This is a genomic window from Nocardioides sp. NPDC127503 (genome assembly GCF_040302165.1).
In the GTDB taxonomy this organism is placed as follows: Bacteria; Actinomycetota; Actinomycetes; order Propionibacteriales; family Nocardioidaceae; genus Nocardioides.
On sequence record NZ_JBEORH010000009.1, the window covers coordinates 159,946 to 180,919 of the forward strand.

General features: G+C 69.1%; 24 protein-coding genes and 1 tRNA gene. 20 read left to right on the forward strand and 5 right to left on the reverse strand.

Annotation, left to right across the window (positions count from 1 at the left end; all coding sequences use genetic code 11):
- The first annotated feature begins 165 nt into the window (after positions 1-165).
- The 6 genes from glp to ABTW65_RS20515 all read left to right on the forward strand — a co-directional run bounded on the left by glp (position 166) and on the right by ABTW65_RS20515 (position 3,980).
- A complete protein-coding gene (gene glp / locus ABTW65_RS20490) occupies positions 166-1,374 on the forward strand; it encodes a molybdotransferase-like divisome protein Glp (RefSeq protein WP_350663457.1) in 1,209 nt (402 codons plus the stop codon).
- A complete protein-coding gene (gene moaC / locus ABTW65_RS20495; protein ID WP_350663459.1) occupies positions 1,374-1,859 on the forward strand; it encodes a cyclic pyranopterin monophosphate synthase MoaC in 486 nt (161 codons plus the stop codon). The genes glp and moaC overlap by 1 nt, the downstream gene beginning before the upstream one ends.
- Entirely contained in the window at positions 1,856-2,335 is a 480-nt protein-coding gene (locus ABTW65_RS20500; protein WP_350663461.1) for a MogA/MoaB family molybdenum cofactor biosynthesis protein, read from the forward strand. Before moaC ends, ABTW65_RS20500 begins: the two co-directional genes overlap by 4 nt.
- Positions 2,332-2,931, forward strand: coding sequence for a GNAT family N-acetyltransferase (locus ABTW65_RS20505; RefSeq protein ID WP_350663463.1), 600 nt, complete (start codon positions 2,332-2,334; stop codon positions 2,929-2,931). Before ABTW65_RS20500 ends, ABTW65_RS20505 begins: the two co-directional genes overlap by 4 nt.
- 100 nt (positions 2,932-3,031) lie before the next feature.
- Positions 3,032-3,850 carry a divisome protein SepX/GlpR gene (gene sepX / locus ABTW65_RS20510; RefSeq protein WP_350663464.1) on the forward strand — a complete coding sequence of 273 codons (819 nt, stop codon included), beginning with the start codon at positions 3,032-3,034 and terminating at the stop codon, positions 3,848-3,850.
- A 54-nt stretch (positions 3,851-3,904) separates the two neighbouring features.
- Positions 3,905-3,980: transfer RNA gene (locus ABTW65_RS20515), tRNA-Ala, on the forward strand.
- Between the two features lie 175 nt (positions 3,981-4,155).
- Here ABTW65_RS20515 and ABTW65_RS20520 read toward each other — a convergent pair.
- A complete protein-coding gene (locus ABTW65_RS20520) occupies positions 4,156-4,659 on the reverse strand; it encodes a hypothetical protein (RefSeq protein ID WP_350663466.1) in 504 nt (167 codons plus the stop codon).
- A 417-nt stretch (positions 4,660-5,076) separates the two neighbouring features.
- On the opposite strand from ABTW65_RS20520, the gene ABTW65_RS20525 reads away from it, so the two are divergent.
- Positions 5,077-6,474, forward strand: coding sequence for a sulfatase-like hydrolase/transferase (locus tag ABTW65_RS20525; RefSeq protein ID WP_350663469.1), 1,398 nt, complete (start codon positions 5,077-5,079; stop codon positions 6,472-6,474).
- Positions 6,475-6,501: 27 nt separating this feature from the next.
- On the opposite strand, the gene ABTW65_RS20530 is transcribed toward ABTW65_RS20525, so the two are convergent.
- The 3 genes from ABTW65_RS20530 to ABTW65_RS20540 form a co-directional block, all read right to left on the reverse strand.
- Entirely contained in the window at positions 6,502-7,137 is a 636-nt protein-coding gene (locus tag ABTW65_RS20530; protein ID WP_350663470.1) for a class I SAM-dependent methyltransferase, read from the reverse strand.
- 152 nt (positions 7,138-7,289) lie between these two features.
- Positions 7,290-8,894, reverse strand: a complete 1,605-nt coding sequence (locus ABTW65_RS20535) for a LuxR C-terminal-related transcriptional regulator (RefSeq protein ID WP_350663472.1) — start codon at positions 8,892-8,894, stop codon at positions 7,290-7,292.
- 88 nt (positions 8,895-8,982) lie between these two features.
- Positions 8,983-9,867 (reverse strand): helix-turn-helix domain-containing protein, encoded by an 885-nt coding sequence (locus ABTW65_RS20540; RefSeq protein ID WP_350663474.1) that lies wholly within the window; start codon positions 9,865-9,867, stop codon positions 8,983-8,985.
- Between the two features lie 97 nt (positions 9,868-9,964).
- Here ABTW65_RS20540 and ABTW65_RS20545 point away from each other — a divergent pair, with 97 nt between their 5' ends.
- Positions 9,965-10,771, forward strand: a complete 807-nt coding sequence (locus tag ABTW65_RS20545; RefSeq protein ID WP_350663476.1) for an MBL fold metallo-hydrolase — start codon at positions 9,965-9,967, stop codon at positions 10,769-10,771.
- Entirely contained in the window at positions 10,762-11,178 is a 417-nt protein-coding gene (locus ABTW65_RS20550; protein WP_350663479.1) for a nuclear transport factor 2 family protein, read from the forward strand. Before ABTW65_RS20545 ends, ABTW65_RS20550 begins: the two co-directional genes overlap by 10 nt.
- An 80-nt stretch (positions 11,179-11,258) precedes the next feature.
- Here the strand turns inward: ABTW65_RS20550 and ABTW65_RS20555 are convergent, their stop codons facing one another.
- Positions 11,259-11,426: a hypothetical protein gene (locus tag ABTW65_RS20555; protein WP_350663481.1), complete on the reverse strand. Its 168-nt coding sequence runs from the start codon at positions 11,424-11,426 to the stop codon at positions 11,259-11,261.
- 27 nt (positions 11,427-11,453) lie between these two features.
- Between ABTW65_RS20555 and ABTW65_RS20560 the strand changes: the two genes are divergently transcribed.
- The 11 genes from ABTW65_RS20560 to ABTW65_RS20610 all read left to right on the forward strand — a co-directional run bounded on the left by ABTW65_RS20560 (position 11,454) and on the right by ABTW65_RS20610 (position 20,972).
- Positions 11,454-11,960, forward strand: coding sequence for an arsenate-mycothiol transferase ArsC (locus tag ABTW65_RS20560; protein ID WP_350663483.1), 507 nt, complete (start codon positions 11,454-11,456; stop codon positions 11,958-11,960).
- Positions 11,961-11,964: 4 nt separating this feature from the next.
- Complete coding sequence (locus ABTW65_RS20565; RefSeq protein WP_350663485.1) at positions 11,965-12,255, forward strand: hypothetical protein; 291 nt, start codon at positions 11,965-11,967, stop codon at positions 12,253-12,255.
- A 315-nt stretch (positions 12,256-12,570) separates the two neighbouring features.
- Positions 12,571-13,161, forward strand: coding sequence for a hypothetical protein (locus tag ABTW65_RS20570; RefSeq protein ID WP_350663487.1), 591 nt, complete (start codon positions 12,571-12,573; stop codon positions 13,159-13,161).
- Positions 13,162-13,193: 32 nt separating this feature from the next.
- On the forward strand, positions 13,194-14,273 hold the full coding sequence (locus ABTW65_RS20575) for a CopD family protein (RefSeq protein WP_350663489.1): 1,080 nt from the start codon (positions 13,194-13,196) through the stop codon (positions 14,271-14,273).
- Positions 14,274-14,490: 217 nt separating this feature from the next.
- Positions 14,491-15,012, forward strand: coding sequence for a hypothetical protein (locus ABTW65_RS20580; protein WP_350663491.1), 522 nt, complete (start codon positions 14,491-14,493; stop codon positions 15,010-15,012).
- A gap of 103 nt (positions 15,013-15,115) precedes the next feature.
- Positions 15,116-16,135: a cupredoxin domain-containing protein gene (locus tag ABTW65_RS20585; protein ID WP_350663493.1), complete on the forward strand. Its 1,020-nt coding sequence runs from the start codon at positions 15,116-15,118 to the stop codon at positions 16,133-16,135.
- Between the two features lie 121 nt (positions 16,136-16,256).
- Positions 16,257-16,940, forward strand: coding sequence for a cupredoxin domain-containing protein (locus ABTW65_RS20590; protein ID WP_350663495.1), 684 nt, complete (start codon positions 16,257-16,259; stop codon positions 16,938-16,940).
- On the forward strand, positions 16,937-17,635 hold the full coding sequence (locus ABTW65_RS20595) for a YcnI family copper-binding membrane protein (protein ID WP_350663497.1): 699 nt from the start codon (positions 16,937-16,939) through the stop codon (positions 17,633-17,635). The genes ABTW65_RS20590 and ABTW65_RS20595 overlap by 4 nt, the downstream gene beginning before the upstream one ends.
- Positions 17,632-19,281 (forward strand): copper resistance CopC/CopD family protein, encoded by a 1,650-nt coding sequence (locus ABTW65_RS20600; RefSeq protein WP_350663499.1) that lies wholly within the window; start codon positions 17,632-17,634, stop codon positions 19,279-19,281. The genes ABTW65_RS20595 and ABTW65_RS20600 overlap by 4 nt, the downstream gene beginning before the upstream one ends.
- Before the next feature lie 29 nt (positions 19,282-19,310).
- Positions 19,311-20,330, forward strand: a complete 1,020-nt coding sequence (locus ABTW65_RS20605; protein WP_350663501.1) for an App1 family protein phosphatidate phosphatase — start codon at positions 19,311-19,313, stop codon at positions 20,328-20,330.
- A 138-nt stretch (positions 20,331-20,468) separates the two neighbouring features.
- Positions 20,469-20,972 carry a hypothetical protein gene (locus ABTW65_RS20610; protein ID WP_350663503.1) on the forward strand — a complete coding sequence of 168 codons (504 nt, stop codon included), beginning with the start codon at positions 20,469-20,471 and terminating at the stop codon, positions 20,970-20,972.
- Positions 20,973-20,974: the final 2 nt, after the last annotated feature.

The following is a 20,974-nucleotide window of genomic DNA, read 5'->3' on the forward strand; positions in this document are numbered from 1 at the left end:
AGCCGTGAGGCCGCCTGCGGCCGAGCGTGTCGAGACCAACACAGTCCCCTCGGGGCTCGATAGGACTGTGTTGGTCATCTCGACAAGCTCGATACATCGCTCGACACGCCTTCGCCTTGCGGCTCCGGCGGCTCGACCATCGGGCGTGACGACTAGGCTCGGCGTGTGACCCCCGCCGAGTACCGCGACCGAATCCTGGCTGACCTCGAGCCGATGCCGGCCTACCCGCAGCCCTTGATGGACTGCCTCGGGCTGGCGGTGGCGGAGGACATCCATGCCGAGGTCGCCCTGCCGAGCTTCGACAACTCTTCGATGGACGGCTACGCGGTCCGCTACGCCGATGTCGCGACCGCTTCGGCAGAGGCTCCGGTGCGGTTGCCGGTGCTCGGTGAGATCGGTGCCGGGCAGGCCTCGCTGCTGGCGCTCCCGCCGGGCGCGGCGGCGAAGATCATGACGGGTGCTCCGCTGCCGGCGGGTGCCGACACGGTCGTGCCGTACGAGTGGACGGACCGCGGCGTTGCCGAGGTCGAGATCCGGCAGATGCCGGAGGAGGCTCAGCACGTCCGCTACGCGGGCGAGGACGTCGCCAAGGGCGACCTGCTCATCCCCGCGGGCACGGTGCTCGGCCCGCGCCATCTGGGCCTGATCGCCTCCGTCGGCCGCGCCCAGGTCGCAGTGCGGCCTCGGCCCCGGGTCGTGGTGCTCTCGACCGGCACCGAGCTGCGCGAGCCCGGCGAGACCCTGGGCCACGACTCGATCTACGACGGCAACTCCTTCCTGCTGGCCGCCGCTGCCCGCCGGGCCGGCGCGATCGCGTACCGCGTCGGGATCGTCCCCGACGAGCCGCGGGCGTTCATGACCGCGCTCTCCGACCAGCTCGTTCGTGCCGACCTGGTGGTCACCTCCGGCGGCGTCTCGATGGGCGACTACGACGTGGTCAAGGAGGCGCTGACGCCGGAGGGTGTCTGGTTCGGCCCCGTGAACATGCAGCCTGGCAAGCCCCAGGGGTTCGGCCGGATCGGTGAGGAGCGCGTGCCGGTCATGTGTCTCCCCGGCAACCCGGTCTCCTCGTTCGTCTCCTTCGAGCTCTTCGTGCTCCCGGCGCTGCGCCGGCTGATGGGCATGACCCCCGAGGCCAGGCCCGTACGCCGCGCCGCCCTGACCCATCCGGTGCGGTCCCCGAAGGGCAAGGAGCAGTACCTCCGCGGTTGGTACGACGGCTCCCGCGCCGGCGTCTCGCCCATCGGTGGCCCGGGGTCCCACCTGATCGGGGACCTCGCCGGCGCCAACTGTCTGATCGTGATTCCGCCGGAGACGACCTCGCTGGACAAGAACGCCGAGGTGGACGTGATCGAGCTGGACGTGGAGTTCTGATGGCTGACAGGTTGACCCACGTCGATGAGACCGGCGCCGCCCGGATGGTCGATGTCTCCGAGAAGGCGGTCACGGCTCGTACGGCGACCGCGTCTGGACGGGTTCTGGTAGCGCCGGAGGTCATCGAGCTGCTCCGCGGCGAGGGCGTACCCAAGGGTGACGCGCTCGCCGTCGCCCGCATCGCAGGGATCATGGGCGCCAAGAAGACCCCCGACCTGATCCCGCTGTGCCACCCGCTGGCGGTCTCGGGAGTCAAGGTCGAGCTGAGCGTCGCCGACGACGCCGTCGAGATCACCGCGACCGTGAAGACCACCGATCGCACCGGCGTCGAGATGGAGGCACTGACCGCGGTCGCGGTCGCCGGCCTCACCGTGGTGGACATGATCAAGGCCGTCGACAAGAGGGCGGTCATCACCGATATCCGCGTCGAGAAAAAGACCGGCGGAAAGTCGGGCACCTGGGAAATCGGGCAGAGTCAGCGATGAGCCTCAAAGCGACCGTCGTCGTCGCCTCCAACCGCGCCTCGGCAGGCGTCTACGAGGACACCACCGGACCCCTCCTGGTGGCATTTCTGGAAGAGCTCGGTTTTCTGGTCGGCCCGCCTGAGGTCGTACGCGACGGAGACCCGGTCGGCGAGGCGATCGCCCGCGCGGCCGAGGAGGGTGCGCGGGTCGTCCTCACCACCGGCGGCACGGGGCTGACCCCCACCGATCGCACCCCCGAGGTCACACGCCCGCTGCTCGATCGCGAGATCCCCGGCATCGCCGAGGGCATCAGGGCGGCCGGAGTGGCGAAAGGGATCCCGACGGCGCTACTGTCCCGCGGTCTGGCCGGTCAGATCGGAGCGTGTGTGGTGGTGAACCTTCCCGGGTCCCGGGGTGGCGTGAAGGACGCGATCGACGTGCTGCGTCCGGTGCTGCCCCACGCCGTCGAACAGTCCGTGGGAAGCGACCACCGGTGACCGATCCCGGCTGGCCCGCCGTCCTCTCCCACGGCGCGGTGACCCTACGCCCTCTCGACCGTCTCGACGCCAAGGCATGGACCGAGGCTCGCCGCCGCTCGGCGGCCTGGCTGCACCAGTGGGACGCGACCGTGCCCCCGGGATCGAGCGCGCGGCCCACGACGTTCGCCAGCCTCGTACGTCGTCTCAGGCGCCAGGCCAAGCGCGGCCTGACCTATCCGTTCGCGATCGAGGTCGACGGTGTTTTCGCTGGTCAGGTCACGGTCAACAACATCGTGCGCGGTTCTGCGCAGTTCGCCTCGATCGGCTACTGGATCGACCAGCGCTTCGCCGGCCGCGGCGTGATGCCGCTGGCGGTGGCGCTGGTCATCGACCACTGTTTCACCGCCGCGCGGCTGCACCGGATCGAGATCTGCATCCGGCCGGAGAACTCCAACTCGCTCCGCGTCGTGGAGAAACTGGGCATCAACGAGATCGGATATGCGCCCCGATTTCTGCATATCGACGGTGCCTGGAGAGATCACCGTATCTTCGCGATAACGGTTGAAGAATGTCACCAAGGAATGCTGGCCAGGCTCGGTTTGTCACCTGAATGAGGCATTGACTCGGCGTGTCCTGCTGAAATCACACAAGTCACACGCGACACACCACTGCACGTCCGCCTACGGGCTGGTGATGGCTCCTACGCTTCTTAACGTGGACCCGAGCGCACTCATCTTCGTCGCCCTCGCCGTGGCGTGGGCGGTGTACTTGGTGCCCAAAGCGCTCGAGCAGACGGCGACGGCCGAGGACGGAACGAAGAGCCGGGCCAGCGCCGCCATCTCCAAGTCCCGCCGGATCCTTGCACGGCGAGAAGCCACCGGCAAGGACTCCACCGACCTGGTGACCGAGAAGTCGCCGAAGAAGCCTGAGGCCGAGGTCGAGGCGACCGACGAGCCTGCTCCGCGACCCGTCCCGATGGCCGTACGCCGCCGCGCGGCTCGCGCCGCGGCCAAGCGCCGCAGCATCGTGCTCGGTGTGCTCGTCCTCGGTCTGGCCGTGGTCGGCGCGCTCGCCGGCTTCGGTGTCTTCGGGCCGGTGTGGATCGCGATCCCGGGCGTGCTGGTCGCCGCCTGGCTGGTCACCTGCCGGTTCAGTGTGCGCCACCAGCGTGAGGTCTGGGCACGGATCCCGTTCCCCGAGGACCTTCCCGAGCCCGAGCCGGTCGCCCCGCCCCGGGTCACCTTCGACATCGACCAGGACACCGGCGACCTCGTGGCCGTCGTCGAGCACGACGACACCGGCGAGCACCTCCCCGCGGGTTCCTGGAAGCCGGTGGAGACACCGCTGCCGACGTACGTCTCCAAGGAGGCGGCGCCGCGCCGCACAGTCCGCACCATCGACCTGGACGCCACCGGCGTGTGGAGCTCGGGTCGCAACGCCGCCGACTCCGAGCTCGTCCGCCAGGCCGAGGAGGCCGAGCGCGCCGCGGCCGAGGCCACCGAGGCGGCGCGCGGCCGCGCCACGGGCTCCTGAGGCCATACTGATTGGGTAACACCCGCGACGAGATGCTAACGTTTCTCATCGCTTGGGGCTGTGGCGCAGTTGGTAGCGCGTCTCGTTCGCAATGAGAAGGCCAGGGGTTCGAATCCCCTCAGCTCCACCACCTGAAACCCGGTTCTGACCTGCATCTTCATCGCAGCGAGGGCCGGGTTTCTTGCTGTCATTCGCCGGTCTCCTCGTCATGTGTTCCCCCTGGTGCCCTCCGGAGGTTCGATGAGCGATGACAGCAACTCTCGCTCACGCCCGGGCATAACGGGGTCGACGTCATGCCGCGTGCGTCAGTACGTCGGCCGAGCCACTCTTCTGATCAGCCACATGATGCCCAGCGCGAATCCAGTAACTCCCAGCCCAGCCGCGATCGCAGTGCCGATGAGAACCGAAGGCAGGTTGCCTACCGGGCCAACTCGTACCGATGCGTTGTCCGTTTGGCACTCGACAGTGAACCTCCCGTCCTCAGGGGTGGTGAATACGTGGTTGAGGTCCTCGGTATCTGACGACGAGACCGTGGCGCCGGAATCGCGGATCTCGACCGGACGTCCCGCGCTGTCGTTGACCGAGCAGTATCCGCTGTAGCCCGAGTTGTCGACGTCATGGAAGTAGATGCCCCACGCCCGGTGGGCCGGTGCGTCGACCACGACGGGCGTATCGGTGACCGCAACCCCTTCATCGCCCGACGCGAAAGCGAACAGGGTGACCGGTACGACGAAGGCAACTGCTGCTGCAACGAGCAGCAGAAGCGCGCTCCAGCCAAGCAGTTTCGAGGCGATCCGACCTTGATTCATGACCGGAACCTTGGCACAGAACACCGCGCCAGGAGACCGAATGTTCCCCGCGGAACCAGGCAAGGCCTAGCGACGCTGGCTGACGTGTACAACCGGTCAACAGGGGCCCGAATGGCTGCGGCAAGATGCCCTCAGGGGTAAAGTTCCGTGTTGCTCGCCGGCTCGGGATCGGAGAAGCGTTTTCTAGCTGTCCGATCTTTGCTTGGAGTCTCGTTGAACCACCCCTGCCCTCGTGTAGCGCCCGAAAATGGCCGGGCAATGAAGCCTGGGAATGGCCCCGTGGGCGTACGGCGGAGGCGGGCGTCGATCGCGACGGCGGCAATCCTGTCGACGGTGGCGGTGTTCTGCGGTCCGGCGACCACGGCGGAGGCGGCGGCGCTTCCGGGACGCTTGGAATCGGGGCGGCCGAGTGTGTTGATGATCAACGTCGATGACCTGGCGGCGACCGACATCAAGTACATGCCGAACGTGCAGAGGCTGCTGGTGCAGCAGGGGACGACGTTCACCGATGCGGTGGCGCCGACGCCGTTGTGCGTGCCGGCGCGGGCGAGCCTGTTGACCGGGAAGTACGCCCACAACCACAAGAACTGGTCGATCTCCGGGACCAACGGCGGCTACAAGGGCTTCACGGGGCGGCGCAACACATTGCCGGTATGGATGGACAAGGCCGGCTATCGGACGATGTTCCTCGGGAAGTACCTCAACGGCTACGGCAAGGGATCCGAGCGCTACTCCAGCGGCGAGCCCGGGTGGGATAACTGGCAGGCGACGGTCGATCCCTCGACCTACAACTTCCTTAGTCCGAAGTTCAACAACAACGGCACGATCCAGAGTCCTGGTCTCTACAGCTCGGTCGCGCTGCAGAGCCGGTCGATCAAGATGATCAAGAACGCCGGGACCAATGTGGGTGGCAAGAAGCCGTGGTTCCTCTGGGTCAACTACGTGGCGCCGCACGCGGGCGGCCCGGTCGAGGCCAGTGACCCGAAGAAGCGCTATCCCAACCAGCCTTCGCTGTGGCTGGAGAACACCCGGCCGATGGGTGCGGACAAGGGACGCTTCAGCGGCCTCGAGCTGCCGAAGACGCCCGACATGTTCTACGCCGGGCCGGGCCAGGTCACCGCAGGGAAGCCCTACACGGCAGCCCAGAAGCGGGTCATGCGCTACGTCTACCAGCAGCGCATCGAGGCGGCGCAGTCGGTCGACCGGGCCGTCGCCCGCACTGTCGCCCACCTGAAGAACAGCGGGCAGTACCGGCGTACCGTCATCATCTTCTCCGGCGACAACGGCTACACCACCGGGCACCACAACCGCCTGGGCAAGCTGTGGGAGTCCTCGCAGTCGATGCGGATCCCGCTGATCATGGTCGGCCCCGGGATCCCGAAGAACATCAAGGTCGGCTCCGCGGTCGGCAACCCGGACATCGCCACCACCGTCGCCGCGCTCGGGCGGGCGACACCGGGGCGGGCCCAGGACGGGGTCGACATCACCCGGGTGCTCGCATCGAGCGTGAAGGCGGGTAAGACGCTCTACCGGCCGATCCCGGTTGCTGCCTGGCCGACCCTGGGCGGGACGACCAGCAAGTATCGCGGCATCCGGTACGGGCGCTACACCTACGTCACCGTCACCGCGACCGGTGTGCCCGTCCTCTACGACCGCGCTGTCGACCCGTACGAGACGCGCAACCTGGCTGGGGACCGGAGGTACACCAAGGTCGTCGCCCATCTGAAGGCACTCGATGCGAAGTATCGCGCCTGCTCGGGCAGCACCTGCCCCAAGACGTACGCATCCACTCTGAGCACCCTGAGCCCGAGCTAGCCCCGGGCCGGAAGGTTGCCGTCGTGATCATCGATCTCCCGGTTGTGGTGCACGGCTGAGCCGGTAGAACACCTCGTCGAACTTGAAGACCTTGGCGATGGGGTCCGGGTCAGTGTCGGCGTCGACGACGTCCGTGATCATCCAGTCGGCGAATGCTTCCTCGACGTCACCCCGGGTGCATCCTCGAGGCAGCGGGCCACGGTTGCGCGGTGAGAAGCAGTCGAGGATCACGGTGGCGTGATTCGACGTGATGGCAGTGACCTCACGTCCCATCGCCAGCCGCTGTTCCGGGGTGAGCCCGTGGAACGTTCCGGTGTCGACCACCAGGTCGTAGCCCGAGCCGACTGCCGACTCGAGGTCGTGGGTCACATCGCCGAGCACGACGCGCATGCCGACCCCGGCCTCGCGGGTGTACTCCTGCGCGCGTGCCACGGCCTTCGGGACGTTGTCGACACCGGTCACCTGCCAACCCCGCTCAGCCAGGGGGACGCCCCAGGTCGCCCGACCGCAGCCGAGGTCCAGGGCCTTGCCGTACGGCGGTTCCTTGCCCCGCTCCTCATTCTCGAACAGCTCCATGAGCGCGTCGGAGAAGGGCTTGTGATCGGCGAGGTCCTCCCAGGGGTGGAAGCCGACTCGGTACGACATCTTGTAGAAAACGCTCATCGCTGATCTCCTTCGGTGACGATCGCTGGACGATGGCCCCGGTGGGCATCGAGTCCGCCTTCTCCCGATTTTCGCGACGTTAGACCTACGTGCGGATCGCGGCATCGGCGAAGTCACCCACGACTCTTGACGCGCTGATGTGGGTACCGCCGTCAGAGCAGGTCGGACTGGTAGGCCAACGCTGTCGCTGCAGCGCGCGAGGAGACGCCCAGCTTGGTGAAGATGTTGCTCATGTGCCGGTCGATGGTGCGCTCGCTCAGGCCGAGCTCGGCACCGATGGACCGGTTGGTGTGGCCGGCGGCCACCAGCCGCAGCACCTGTTGCTCCCGCGCCGTGAGCTGTGTCGGCCGATCGCCAGTGAGAGCCACCAGATCCGGGTGGGCGCCGAGACGATCGAACGTCGTCCGCGCTTCATCGGTCTCCAGCCGAGCACCCTCGTCGTCGCCCAAGGACCGGCGAGCGCGACCGATCAGGACCCCGCACCTGGCTACCTCGTAGGGCGCGGCCAGCTCGCGGAAACCGTCGCTCGCCTTCCGCAGGTCGCCCAACGCGCCTCTCGGGTCGTCCTCGGCCAGCCGTACAGCCCCACTGGCTCGTCGGGCAACCGCCTCGAGCATCGGTGAGGAGAGACCGGACGCCACCTCCGCGAGCTGGGCTGCGCCTGACGCCGCGTCAGCCACCCGGGCATTGGCCAGCATGATCTCCACGTACGCGTCCAGCAGCCAGGAGCGGCCGATGGGGTCCTCGGCCTCGGCCAGGGCGCGGTCGATGGCCTGGGCCGCCTCCTCACAACGGCCCTGGCGCAGGCGCAGCAGCGCCAGCCCAGGTTGTGGATCTCGCCCGGCACTGCTCGCCTCCCGATAGCAGACCTCCGCTGCGTCGAACTGGCCGAGCAGGCGGTGCAGCTCACCTTGTTGGTAGACCGCGGCACCGTACTGCAGCTGTCGGAACGGCTGCTCCAGACGGGCCCTTGCCAAGCCGGCTTGGGTCATCGCCTCGACCCAAGCCCCTTCGAGCTGGAGGAACTCCGATCGATGGACCTGGCAGACGCCCGCGAAGGGTACGAGGTCTGGTTGTCGGGCGCACCAGTCCGTGAGCCCCTTGGTCCATGCCTGTCCACGCTGCACGTCGAAGAGGTCGTAACACGCGTCGATCGCCGTGCAGAAGCTGTCGCCGACGGCGATGGGCGACATCGCCGCCCACCGGATGGCGAGCATCGCCTCATCGAGCAGTCGGACGCCGGGCGTGATCTCGCCCAGGAAGATCCGCACCCGACCCAGCGAGAGGCGGGCCAGGGCCGCGAGCTCGTCGTCGAGCCGCAACGAGGCGATCTCCGCGGATCTTGCCAAGTCCCTCGCGGCGGTTTCAAGGTCGTTCTCGAAGGCCGCCCGGAGTCCCGTCAGGTAGGCCAGCCGCCCCGCCTCGATCGAGTCCGGCGAGCCCGGCTCGGTGAGACGTTCGATGCGTGCGATCCAGCCGTTGCCCTCGGACCGGTCGAAGGCGTTGACGAGTCGGAAGGCCAACCAGAAGGCGCAACGTACGGCTCCGGAAACGTCGCCGGAGCCGAGCCGCTTCTGGTGGGCACGCGCCCACGCGTCGTCGCTGACGGCAGTGTTCCCCACCATGTAGGCGCTGACGCCAAGACGCTCGAGGTCATCGGCGATCAGGCTCTCGTGCAGTGCCAGGAAGCCCTCATGCGCCTCACGCCACGCGTGGCGCTCATAGGCGGTACGTGCCAGGGCGAGAGCGGCCTCCATGGTGCTATTAGAGCAAGTAAGTCGTCCACCGTGCCCACGTCACGCAGCAGGGGCGACGGCATGAGCGCGTTCGGCGTCGACGGCACACTCACTCACCCGGTCGGCGGTTGGCGGACCTGAACACGGCCGGAGTCGTCCCGGTGCGCCTGCGGAAGTAGGACGAGAAGTTGGACGGGTCGTCGAAGCCGAGGAGCGCGGCGACCTCGGCCACCGAGGCGTCCCCGTGGCTGAGCTGTCGCTTGGCCTCGAGTACGACGCGTTCGTCGATGAGCTCCTTGGCCGAGAGGCCGGTGTTCTGCCGGGCGAGCCGGTTGAGGGTGCGCGCGGAGTAGCCCAGCCGGTCGGCGTACTGGCTCACTTGGTGCCAGTGGTGAAAGTTGTCCTCGATGTGGTCGCGGAACCAGCCGTACGCCTCGTGGGTGGGTCGCACGGTCGGGGAGGTGCCGCGCCCCTCGACCAGAGCAAGCTCGGCGAGAAGGAGCGCCAGGGCGTGGCCGAGCGACGCCTGTCGAAGCTGGCTCCGCTCGGCGGCGGAGTGCTCCGCGCAGTCGATGAGCAGCCGTAGGGCGGCGTCGATCGGGGAACCGTCGAGGTCGGCCGCGGGCCAGTGGTTCCGTGCACGGACGGCGCTCGCGCGGATCAGGTCGCGCGTACGGTCGGCCACCGCATGAGGGGCGAACATGACGACCCGACCCTCGATGTCATCAATCCGGCCCCACCGCTGGACCTGACCGGCGCGCACCCACAGGACGTCCCCCGTGGCGAGATCGACGTCGGTGAAGTCGACGGTGTGGACGGCGTTCCCGCTCTCCACCCGGACCAGGAGGTCGAACTCGAGTCGCTGGGAGTCGAGGAACTCGCGAGGACCGCCCCGCTCGCGGATGCCGCCGACGGTGTTGACCTCGATGTCACCGGTCGCCGGGCCGGGAGGAATGTAGGTGACGCGGCGGATGCGAGAAGCCGTCTGTCCCATTCTCACCATTGACCTTCCCGTGAACACCGTGATCGACCGTGCTCAGAAGCCTACCGTTACCAGTGCAACCATTCCGACAGCAGAGGAAAGAGACACCATGTCCCCGCTCAGCTACACCGTCATCGATGCCGCCGACGGCTCGCTCAACAAGACCAGCGTGCTGGTCACGGGTGAGACCGAGGCGATCGTCGTCGATGCCGGGTTCACCCGTGCCGACGGGCACCGCATCGTCGCGGAGGTGCTCGACTCGGGCAAGCGACTCACTACCGTGGTGATCACCGCCGGTGACCCGGACTTCTACTTCGGCGCCGAGGTCATCGCCGACAGCTTCCCTGATGCGGTCTTCGTTGCTCCGGCCGACGTGATCGAGCACATTGCCCACAGCTTCGAGGGCAAGCTGCAGGCATGGGCACACCTGGGGTCGAACCTGCCCACTCGGCTGGTCGAGATCACGCCGCTGTCCGAGTCGTTCCTGACCGTCGACGCGACGACGATCGAGGTTCGTCGAGGTAGCGACCAGCTCGGGGACCGTGCGTGGTACCTCTTCGAGCCCGGCTCGCGGTCGCTCGTCGGCGGCGTACTGCTGTTCGAGGGCCTGCACGTGTGGACCGCGGACAGCGCCACCGCAGACCTGAGGAGGGAGTGGGTCCGCGTACTCGACGATCTCGAGGCCCTGGCGCCGGCCTTCGTCGTCGCTGGCCACCGGACCGCCGGTGCGCCCACCGATCACACTGCGATCACCCACACTCGCGACTACCTCGAGTTCTTCGAGAAGATGGTCGCGTCCTCCGCCGACGCCGAGCAGGCAGAGGCCACGCTTCTGGCCACCTACCCCGACGCCGGGCTGCGGATCGCCGCTGCCCTCGGGACGAAGGTCGCCAAGGGGGAGATGACATGGGGCTGACCGCGGAGAGCGTCCCGGATCAGACGCCGGCCGACGTCGTACGCCGCCAGTACCTCGCTTCGGCCGCCGGTGACCTCGAGGCGCTCCGGGCGACTCTGGCCCCGGACGTCGAGTGGACGGAGATGGCGGGCTTTCCCCTCGCCGGCACCTACCGCACCCCAGAAGGCGTCACGGCGAACGTGATGGAGCGACTCGCCGCCGACTGGTCGGACTGGACAGCTCACGACGACACCTACGTCAGCGAAGGGGAGAACGTCGTGGTCCTCGCCCGTTACACGGCCAGGCACCGGGTGACCGACAAGCCGCTGGCGGTCCGGGTGGCACATCATTTCATCGTGCGCGGCGGCCGGATCGTCCGGTTCGAGCAGTTCGTGGACACCGCCCTGGTCCGCGACGCCGCCTCCTGATGGGGGCGTGATGCTGGTCAGTTGATCGGTATTCACCGCCGATCTCTTGACTCTACGAGCATTGCTCAGTAACCATTGACTCAATGGATACTGAGCGACAGGTCGAACTGGAACGCCGAGCCACGATGCACGCAGCGCTCGGTGATCCGGTGCGACTTCGGATTGTCGACAGCCTCCAGATCAGTGATGCCTCCCCCACAGAGCTCGCCGGGATGCTCAATGTCTCGTCGAACTTGTTTGCTCACCACGTGCAGACGTTGGTGAGCGCAGGTGTCGTGTCCCGTCATCATTCCGAGGGCGACGGGAGGCGTACGTACCTGCACCTCGAGCAGGATGCGCTCGAGAGCCTGGGCACCGCGTCCCCCGTGGCGGTGCCCAGGCGTGTCCTGTTCGTGTGCACCGGCAACACCGCACGCTCACACCTGGCCGCCGCGCTGTGGCGACAGGTCAGCCCGATCCCGGCTGCCTCGGCGGGCACCCATCCCGCCGACCAGATCAACCCGGGAACGATCGACGTCGCGACCCGCCGGGAGCTGGAACTCCCCATCGTCGAGCCTCGGCGGGTCGAGGACGTGCTCGACCCGGACGATCTGGTGGTCACCGTGTGCGACCGCGCCCACGAGACGCCGAAGGTCCCCGGCGAGCTGCACTGGTCGATCCCCGACCCGGTGGACAAGGGACCCGAGGCCTTCGACACCGCCTACGCCGAGCTGGAGCGCCGCATCAAGGCGCTCGCGGCCCGCTTTCATCCTGATGAGCCACCCCCCACGCGCAAGGAGTAGCCCTATGGAAACCGAGGTCACCGCTGAAGAGTTCTGTGGCCGCGACAACGCTTCCGCGATCGGCCGCCCGAAGAGCCCCGACGCCGTCCCCGATGCGCCATCGCTCACCGAACAGTTCGCCGGCATCGTCTACTTCTCCGAGATGACTGCCACCAGCCAGGACGATCGACGGCCGACCCATCACCGCAGCGTCGGCAGGATGTCGGGCGCGGAGTCAGCTCGCTCCACGCGCGGTCGCCGGATCCCGACTCGGCCCTGGCGCCTTCCTGCCGTCGACCGGAATCCCAAGGTCTGAACCGTTCACGGGGCCGATACCGCCCCCGGTTTATGTATAGTGGGTTCCGCGCGGGCCTTTCCCGAACGTCGTTCGATGTGGCCCCGCGTTGGCTGTGAGGTTGTGAGACCTAGGAACGCCGCAAGTTAACGCTGCTGTGGTTGTCAGGTCGATCAGTCTCGCCAATATGGAGGAGCAACGGGCTGAGAAAGCCCTGCATTGCCGAACTCCTCTCAGAGGCACCCGTCGACCGGGGCCCTGAATCAGAAGACTCCGCTCTTCGGTCGCAACGGCGCGATCCCGTGCATCAGCCAGCACCGCGAAAGGGACGCCGCCGTGGGTTTCTCGGGAACAGTCGATCGTCGTGATGCCGCCGTGGCGGCAGCCCTGGCCGGCGCCGCCGTCGTGATCGTGGGGTACGCCGCGGGTCTCGGGATCAAGAGTTCCGATGCGGTCGCTGCCCAGCCGCCGGTGGCCCCTTCGGCCCCGGCAGCTCCCGTGCCGGAGCAGGCTCCGGAGGCCGGCGCACCGCCTGCCGCCCCGGCTCCCGTGCCCGTCGCGCCGATGCCGCCGATGGCGCCGATGCCCGTCGCCCCTCCTGCTTCGTCACTGCCGTCCGCGCCGAGCCAGCCGGCCAACCCGGCTCCGCCGTCGGCCCCGGCTGATCCGGACAGTCCGCACAGCCCGCACCCACCGGAGCCGACGCCCGACGACCCGACGCCCAGCTGCGCGCCGGGAGTGCTCGAGGGCGTACCGGTCGTAGAGCCGGTGACCGAGGCTGCGACGACCTTCCTGTCGGCGATCCTCGGCTCAGTGGTGGACGAGCTGGCCGGCGGCCTGATCGACTGCACCGTCGGCACGCTGGTCGGGCCGTCCTGCTGTGGCGCGGAGGCCAGGGTTGACGAGGGTGCGGAGTCGGACCGATGAGGGGGTCGCGCAGCAGAGGTTGCCTCGCCGCGGTGGTCGCTGCCGTCGTACTGATCATCATGATGGTGTCTCCCGCCGAGGCCCACGCCGAGCTGGAGAGATCCACGCCCGTCGACGGAGCGACGGTGACGAAGCTGCCCGCCCAGGCGACCTCCGGCCGGATCGAGGTGAGCGTCGACGGGGCCGAGACGCCCGCGCCGAAAGAGCCGAACGCCCTGCCCGAGGAGCCGCGAGCCATCGGCTGGCTGGCCGCGTCCTCGCGCGTTCTGGGCTACCTGGCCCTGGCGCTGTTCATCGGTGGCCTGCTGTTCATCTCGGTCTTGTGGCCGGCCGGCGCCCGCGAGCGACGTACGCACGGACTGCTGGTGATCGCGGTGGTGTCGGGCATCGTCGCCGCGGTCAACGCGATGGTGGTGGTGCTGTGGCGTGCCTTCGGAGCCACGACCCTCCGCCAGGCGTTGACCGAGGACTTCGGTCGCGCGGACGCGGCCATGATCCTCCTGTGGCTGCTCGCCGCGGTGGTCGTCGTCGCACTGGTCCAGGGCGGCGAGCGAGCCGTCAGCGGGCTGGCCTGGCGGGTCGGTGCGATCTTCGTCGCCGCCGGCCTGGTCCGTACGGCCGGCATGAACGCCCATGCCACCCAGACGGACGAACCACTGTGGGGGATCGTCGCCGGCTTCCTTCACCTGAGTGCGGTCAGCGCCTGGGTGGGCGGCCTCACCATGCTCACGCTCTGTCTCCTCCCGAGACGCCGGCTCGCCGAGCTGGAGGTGGTGGTGCCGAAGTTCTCGAAGGTCGCGGCTCTCTCGGTCCTGACCATCGTGGTCTCCGGAGCGATCCTGCTCTGGCAGATCGTGGCGTCGGTGGATGGCTTCTGGGCGACGGACTACTCCCGAGTGCTGATGCTCAAGCTGGCGCTGTTCGTCCTGGTGATGCTCGCGGCGATGAAGAGCAAGCACTGGGTGGACAGGCGTCTGGCGAGGGCGGTGGTCGAGTCGCGCCGACCTACCGCCACCCGGTCGTTCGTGGTGTCCGTCGCTGCCGAAACCGTTCTCGTCGTCTCAGTTCTTGGCGCGGCCGGCGTGCTGGTCACGTCAAGTCCCGGTGTGTGAATCCAACCCAGAAAGGAACAACCTGATGAGTCCCTCTCCACCCAGCCGTACCCCGCGAGCAAGGCGCTCGAGACGTCACGGTATCGCGTGGTTCGCCACGATCGCCGGCGGCGGCGCAGCCCTTCTCGTGTTCGGGCTGTCGCCGACGACAGCCTTGACCGGTACGTCGCCCGCCCCCGTTTCTCCAGCGGACAGTGCTCTCAGCGACACGAGCCAGGTGACCTCGCCTACCGCGGTGCTCCAGGCTCCGGTGGCGCCCCCAGTGGTCGCGCCGGCCGTACCGGTGACCCAGCCGAAGGCGCAGGTCAACCAGCCGGCCGCTCAGCCGGCGGCGAAGGCGCCGGAAGGCGCGCCGGAGCAGGCGACCGAGGGGCACCCGATGTCGCCCTCGGCCGACGCGTGCGGAGGCCTGCAGGCGGCCGTTGACGCGTTCCTGGTGCACCTGAACGCGGCGCATCTCGAGACGTCGCCCGGTCAGCAGGTCACCGATGCGCTGGCCGTGGACCAGTACGTCCTGGCGCACACGGTCCTGATCGAGAACATGCTCAAGCCCCTCGTCTCCGGTAGCGACGCCGCGCTCGGCACCTTCCTGCAGCACGTGTACGCCGCGCACCTGGAGACGTCGCCCGGTCAGCAGGTCGCCGACGCGGCGGCCGTGGATCAGTACGTCCTGGCGCACACGGTCCTGATCGAGAACATGCTCAAGCCGCTCGCCGGCAGCGACACCAGCTCCTGCTGAGCCATAGGGCACAGCAGGGCGTACGACAACCAAGCCCGGGGATCTCGCCGAGTCGCAGTCGGCCGAGCGGACCGGGAGTTCACCAACCCGAAGGAGTGGCTCGATGAGCCAGCAACCGAACAGTTCGACAACCGAGTCAGGCCCGCCCGCCGCCCAGGGGAGGTGGTGGCTGGCCCCGATCGTGATCCTGGGTGTCCTGGCGGCGGTTCTCTCCATCGCCGGCCTCGAGGCCGGGACATCCGGACCGGCGCCCGCGGCGAGCACCGTACCCAACGCTGCCGCACCGGCAGTGCAGCCCGGCGCCCTCCCGGCCGCCGCACCCGCCGCCGTACCTGCCGCGATGCCGGTCGCGGCACCCGGAGCGGCAGCCCCCGCGGCGGCGCCTGCCGCTGCAGGGTCGGACCAGGCGGCAGCCAAGACGGTCGAGGTGATGATCCACAACTACACCTACTCGCCGGCGTCCCTCGACGTGGCCGTGGGCGACACGGTCACCTGGACCAACATGGACGAGGCTCCGCACACCGTGACCGTGACCAGCGGGCCGGAGAAGTTCGACTCCGGGACCATGCAGAAGGGCGACACGTTCACCTACACCTTCACCAAGCCGGGGACGTACGAGTACTACTGCGCCGTCCATCCCGACATGAAGGCAAGCGTCACGGTGAGCGGCGGCGGGAGCGACCCCGACCCGACGCCGTCCCCGACTCCCACGCCGGAGCCCACCCCCACTCCGGAACCCACACCGACCCCGACGCCGGGCCACCCGATGCCCCCGTCGGACACCTGCGGAGGTCTGCAGGCTGCTGTCGACACGTTCCTTCAGCACGTGTACGCCGCGCACCTGGAGACGTCGCCGGGCCAGCAGGTCACCGACATTCTCGACCTCGACAAGTACGTCCTGGCGCACACGGTGCTGATCGCGAACATGATCAAACCACTGGTGGCCGGTAGCGACGCGGCTCTCACCACGTTCCTGCAGCACGTGTACGCCGCGCACCTGGAGGCGTCGCCCGGTCAGCAGGTGGTCGATGTGCTGGCCGTGGACCAGTACGTCAAGACGCACACCGTGCTGATCGAGAACATGATCAAGCCGCTCGTGGGCGCCGACACCAGCTCCTGCTAGGGCGATCACAAGGCGCGGTGGTCCGGCCGAGTCGCAGTCGGCCGGACCACCGCGCCTCCCAGTATCGCCCGATCGACCAAGAGTCGGAGGACATCTCATGGCATCAACCCTTGGAACCGTCATGCCCAGAATCGCCGGGCTGCTCCTGGCGCTGGGCGCGGTCCTGCTACCCGCGGCACCTGCTGAGGCGGCGAGCCACGCGGTCATGATCCACAACTACGCCTACAGCCCAGCCTCGCTCAGCATCGCTCAGGGCGACACCGTCACCTGGACCAACATGGACACCGCCGAGCACGACGTCGTGGTCACCAGGGGCCCGGTGTCCTTCCGCTCGCCGATGCTGGCCAAGGGCGAGAGCTGGAGCCACACCTTCACGACCGCGGGAAGCTACGGCTACACGTGCAGCGTCCACCCGGACATGCGCGGGGCGGTGTCGGCCAAGGCCGTGGCGCCACCACCGGCGCCGCCGAAGGCGCAGCCCGATCCTGCACAGCCGCCCGCGGCAGCCCCGACGACCGCGCCGCAGCAGACCGCACCCGCGGCCCCGGCTCCCCGCACCACGCCGAGCCCGACCGCCCCGGCCGCGAAGGGAAAGCAGAGCGTTCAGCCAGCCGCCCCGTCGAGCCCGGCTGTCACCCCGGCGCCCACGGCCGCCCCGGCAGCCTCGCCGGCGGCAACCCTCAGCCCACTCCTCCTGGTGGCGGGGGCCTCCGTCGCAGTCGTCGTGTTCTGCCTGCTGCTGATGGCCTCACGACCCCAGCCCGTACCCGCCCCAGCTGAATCCGATCCCAAGGACCTGACATGACTGCTCGACATACTGCCGCGCGGCTCTTCGTAGCCCCGGCCACGCTTGGAATCGTCCTGCTCGCCCTCGCCGATCCGGCCGGCGCCCACGTGTCCGTCACCCCGACCGAGACCGCCGCGGGCGCCTACACCCTGCTGACCGTCAGCGTGCCGCACGGCTGCGACGGCTCTGCCACCACGAAGGTGGAGATCCAGGTGCCCGAGCAGATCCTCTCGGTCACGCCGACCCGCAACCCGCTCTGGACCGTCACCAAGACGAAGGCGAAGCTCGACGAGCCGCTGACCGATGCCCATGGCAACAAGGTCACCGAGCGGGACGGGACGATCGTCTATCAGGCCAGGTCGCCGCTCCCCGAGGGCTATCGGGACGCCTTCGAGCTGTCGCTGAAGCTGCCCGAGGAGGAAGGCGCGACCCTCGCCTTCCCCACGATCCAGACCTGTGAGAAGGGCGAGACCGCCTGGGTCGAGGTGCCCACCGGGAGCCAGGATCCCGAGGAGCTGGAGCACCCCGCTCCCGCGGTGACCATCACCGCCGCCGAGGGCGCGGATGCGCACGGTGCGGACTCCGTCGAGTCCGGCGAGACCGAGACCGCCGGGGTGAGCTCGAACGCGCTCGGCGGGGTCGGCCTGGGTGTAGGCCTGCTGGGGCTGATCGCCGGCGGCGCCGCGTTGGTGCGGGTACGCAGGCGCGTGTGAACCAGGTCATCCGGCTCGTCATCGCCGTCGCCGGGTGCGTACTGCTCGCGGTCGGGACCGCCGGCCCGGCGGTGGCTCACGCCACGCTGGTCCGCAGCAACCCCGCCGAGGGCGCCGTACTGGCGGCCGCGCCGGCGAAGGCCGTGTTCGTCTTCGACGAGGCGGTCTCGTTGCCCGACCAGGGTGTCAAGGTGTTCGACGCCGAGGGCGACAACGTGGCCGCCTCGGCCACGTCACAGGACACCGTCGTCACGGTGGATCTTCCGGACCGGATGGCGAGCGGGACGTACGTCGTGACCTGGCGGGCCGTCTCGGGCGACGGCCACCCGATCGCCGGCTCGCTCTCCTTCTCGATCGGTCGGCCGAGCGTGACGGTCGCCGCCCCCGAGCCCGCGGATGCCGAGTCCCCGAAGGTTTCCGCGACCCTCAGCGCGGTGCAGGGTGTCGGCTACCTCGGTCTGTTCCTCGCGGCCGGGATCACGGTGTTCGCCAGCATGCTGCTGCCCAGGACCATCGCGGCGGGGCGCTCGCGGGCCCGCATCCAGGGGCTGGCCAAGACTTCGGCCGTCGTCGCTCTGGTGGCGACCGCGCTGACCATCCCGCTCACGGTCATCCACCAGCAGGGGCTCGGTCTCGGCCGGGTCGCCGACAGGGACACCTGGTTGGCGGGCTCCCCGTCCGCGATGGCCGCGCTCGTGCTGCTTGCCGTGGGCTTCACGCTGCTCGGCCAGAACGTCGGCGCCGCGACTGACCGTCGTACGCGCTGGTTCGCGCTGTCCGGCGTCGCGCTGGTCGTCATCGCCCCCGCACTCACCGGCCACACCCGCGCGTTCTCGCCCGAGCCCCTCGTCGTCGGCACCGACATCCTGCACGTGCTCGCCGGCAGTGTCTGGCTCGGCGGCCTGGTCGGCATCGCGCTGACTCTTCCCGCGCTCGCTGGGCGGGAGGACGACGCGGCGCAGACGCTCGCCAGGTTTTCCATGGCCGCCGCCGGAGTGCTGGTGGCGCTGGCCGGCACCGGCCTGGTGCTGGCCTGGCGGATCCTGGCCTCCTGGGAGAACCTCGTCGGCAGTACGTACGGCCGGATCCTGCTGGTCAAGGTCGCCGTGGTCCTGATCGTGACCGCCGTCGCCGGCTGGAACCGGTTCGTGCTCCTGCCCGGGGTCCGCGCTGCCAAACGACGCCCGGGCCGGAAGAGTCCCGCGTCACGCATCAGCGGCACGGTGCGGATCGAGGCGGCGCTCCTCGTGGTCGTCCTGCTGCTGACCGGGTTCCTGGTCAACAAGTCACCGAGAGCGGCGCCCGCGTCCGCGGCGGAGGGACGGTCCGGCGTCCAGACGGCTGCGCTGGGCGACCTCGAGGTGCGGGCCACGATGACTCCCGGAGTCCGGGGTCGAAACACGATCCGGTTCCGGATCCAGGACTCCGCCGGAGCGCCCGTGGCGCTTGCCCGACTGCCCACCGTCAGCATCCGGTCCGACGACCTGGATCTCGGGACGGTGCCGGTCACCAGGGCCGGTGCCGGCACCTGCACGGCCGATGTCGTGATCCCGGCCGCCGGCCGCGTGGAGGTCCAGGTCGGCATGCGGCGGAGCCGGTTCGAGAATCCTGTCGCCACTCTGACCTTCCGCATTCCCAGCTCCTGACGACAGGGTGGGGCCCCTAGGCTGTGGCCATGTCGGCACGTCGATGGATGCTCGGGTTGGAGCGCGCGTGGGACGCGGCGAGACTCCGCCGAGCGGGCTCGCGGGTGCCGGCGGACTTTCGGATCAAGTGCTACGGCGGGCACGGGAGTGTCGAGGGGGTCGTCGTACGCGGCCGGGTCGTCGACGATCCACCGCCGTCGGAGGCTGTGGAGGGCGAGGGCGTGAGGGCCGCCGTACGCCGCACGGTCCGCCACTTCCTGACCGACGAGCTGCCGGGTGTGCCGCTGCGGGTCACCGTGGGTGATGCCGCGGTGGATGTGGTCACCGATGACGAGGGCTACTTCGTGGCGCGACTTCAGCCCGACCCGGAGGCGCTGGAAACGCCGTGGACCCGCGGCGCCGTCGAGCTGGCCGGCGAGTACCGCGGCCTGGTCGGCGACTACCGCGCCACGATGGAGGTCCGGGTTCCCGCCGGCGAAGCGCAGTTCGGCGTGATCTCCGACATCGACGACACGATCCTCGAGACCGGTGTGCAGCGCGTCGGGCGGATGGTGCGTCAGACCCTCACAGGGTCGGCGCTCACGCGTACGCCGTTCCCTGGCGCGCCAGAGCTCTACCGCGACCTTGCCGCCCGCGCGAACCCGGTCTTCTACATCTCCTCCAGCCCGTGGAACCTGCATGCGTTCCTGGACGCCTTCGTGCGCCACCGCGACTTCCCCCGAGGCCCACTGCTGCTGCGCGACCTGCTCGGCGGTGCCGACGGCCGGGAGTCCAAGACCCGGCGCATCGACGAGGTCCTCGCGCTCCACCCCGGCCTTCCGTTCGTCCTCCTGGGCGACTCGGGTGAGCACGATCCGGAAACGTACGCCGACACCGTGCGTCGCCATCCCGGGCGGATCCTCGCGGTCTACATCCGCGAGGTGCGGCTCGATCCTCACGACGGCCGGGTCGAGCGCGTGTGGAGCACCATGGGCGATGAGGTGCCGCTCGTGCTCGTCGCCGACAGCGATGCGGTACGCCGCCACGCCACCGGCCTCGGCCTCCTCTGAGAACTGCACGCCTCGAGGTGTGCCCCGGGGCGGGTTCTGAACACCAGACCGGGGCGCTGCGCCGGGCGTAGCATGGGCGTGCGCCGTGTGCATCAACCGGGGGCGGCGCAGCCGTCGGCGAAGACACCGGAGGGTCCTGTGAACAAGGCGTTGCTGAATTCCCTGACCGAGAAGGAAGCAGCTCTCGTCCGTGAGGCGGACCCTGCTGCCCTGCGCGAGCTCGACGAGGACCAGCTGCTCGAGCTGCATGAGCGGGTGAGACGCGAGCGCAGCAAGCACCTGAAGGTCTACCGCCGCGGTGCCAGCGCCGCGGTGGAGACCGTCGGCGGACGCGGTAAGGCCTACGACCAGAACCAGCGCGCTAGGGCCAAGGTAGAGGTCTTCGAGTCCGTGTTGGCGCAGGTCAGTCGTCAGGTCAGCGCTGCGGCGAGGAAGGCCTCGCAGGAGCTGCGGGCTGAACGGATCGCCGCGGCGCGAGCCGCCACCAGCGCAGGGCCACCTCGTGAAACTCCCGTGAACGACGGGGGCACCCCTGTGCCCAGCGTGCGGCGGGACTCCACGCGGACGACCGGAGGCCTCAAGCGTGACGCGTCCTCTCGTGCGCAGGGCGCCCGTCGCCAAGGTGCGCGCGACGCACGCTGAGC